This is a genomic window from Peribacillus frigoritolerans (assembly GCF_030676415.1).
GTDB lineage: Bacteria > Bacillota > Bacilli > Bacillales > DSM-1321 > Peribacillus > Peribacillus frigoritolerans_A.
On record NZ_JAUUTW010000071.1, the window covers coordinates 1 to 1783 of the forward strand.

Here is a 1783-nt window from a genome sequence, read left to right on the forward strand (position 1 = left end):
TAGCATTCCTGTAGAGCATTAATTATCGGCTTTGAAAAAAAAAGAGCCCCTCAGTATGATGAGAGTACACACAAACCAAAACTCATCTTAAGGAGGAAGCCCTACTATGAATTTTAAAATGCAAAACAAACAAAATCAACTAATTGAGAGAATTACGGATCAACATCTAGTTGTTGGTGTGGATATTGCCCAACATGTACACGTGGCCCGTGCTGTAAACTATCGGGGCATTGTGGTCGGGAAACCTTTGTCTTTTGAAAATAACGAAGAAGGTTTTACCCGATTGCTAAACTGGATCAAGGAACTAAAACACATGAAAAACCTAGACACAACGATAGTCGGAATGGAACCTACCGGTCATTATTGGATGAACCTTTCAAAGTGGCTAGTCAAACAAAACATCGATGTCGTCACGGTCAATCCTCACCATGTCAAAAGAAACAAAGAAAATCGTGATAATACGCAATCCAAAAGTGATAAAAAAGATGCCCTTGTTATCGCTGATATGGTGAAGAATGGCTACTATGCCTTCGTTCGTTCCACTTCAGAATCATTTGAAAAACTTCGTGTCCTTATGGCTAACCGAGATGTGATCGTTAAGCGTCTTGTTAGCTCCATCAACCAAATTAATCGCTGGGTGGATGTGGTCTTTCCCGAGCTCCGGCAAGTGTTTAAAGACGTATCATGTAAAGGGGCAATCGCAACCCTACGCCTCTTTCCTACCCCAGCTGAATTATGTTCCTTACAGCCTCAAGATATCGTAACCGGTTGGAAATCATGTATGAAGCGACATTCCGGGCATAAAAAAGCCCGTTCCCTGCTTGTATTGGCCAAGCGTTCAATTGGTACGAAACAAGCCCTTGATGCGTATAAACTTCACTTGGGACAGTTATTAGAGGAATATGATCTCGCTTCATCCCAACTTGAAAGAGTGACGCAAGAAGTCACAAACGTCTTGGAACAGATTCCATTCGTTAACCAAATACTTGCCATTAAAGGAATCAGCGAGATTTCATTGGCGGGAATCTTAGGAGAAGCTGGAGATCTGAGTGGGTTCTCTCACGGGAATGCGCTCCTTCGTCATGCAGGATTACATCTCGCTGAAGCCAGTTCTGGGAAGTGGAAAGGCCAAATTGTTCTTTCCAAACGTGGAAGATCACGCCTGCGGCGTTACCTCTACCTTGCGACCATGAGTCTGGTGATGAATAACCCTGAGTTTAAAGCCCTACACTCAAATAATGTTAAAGTGAAGAAGATTAAGAAAATGAAATCCATCATGAAACTTTGTGGAAAACTCGCCCGTGTCCTAGTAGGTATTGCTCGTAATGGCTCTGCCTATAAACCGGAAATGGTCTTCCCTCTTGAACAACTAGCAGCGTAAATTTACATTCACATGGTTATTTTAACGAAAGTTGGCTTATTCGTAGGACTTCAAAGAAAGCACGAAGTACTGGATGTAATGAACAAAAGGGCAATGACCCGTTCCGTTAGCAAAACCGGCCTCCACCCCTTGGATAGGCATGACGAAGGAATGAAAGGGCATAGGATTATGACCCGTTGAGACATGGGAGGGAAAGCCTCCAGGGGCAGCGTGGAGAATGCGTGCAGTATATGTAATAATATGGGATTTTTAACAGATCCCCTATTTCAATCTGCCCTCATCTTATCAAAACGGTCCTATCTCTTTCGTTCATCTAAAGCAACCTATACCATGTGGTTTGAAATCCTGCGAATAAGCGAGTATTCGTGAGCATTATTTATTAAACTGAGGGAGTTCATTAAG

Annotated in this window: 1 protein-coding gene; it reads left to right on the top strand. The window is 42.7% G+C overall.

Annotation, left to right across the window (positions count from 1 at the left end; translation table 11 throughout):
- The first annotated feature begins 106 nt into the window (after positions 1 to 106).
- Positions 107 to 1381: an IS110 family transposase gene (locus tag Q8G36_RS28410; protein WP_305163126.1), complete on the top strand. Its 1275-nt coding sequence runs from the start codon at positions 107 to 109 to the stop codon at positions 1379 to 1381.
- Positions 1382 to 1783 lie beyond the last annotated feature (402 nt).

What these genes read in the sequence shown, in the direction of transcription:
- Q8G36_RS28410 (WP_305163126.1), top strand. Translation starts at nt 107, where the DNA reads ATGAATTTTAAAATGCAAAACAAACAAAATCAACTAATTGAGAGAATT.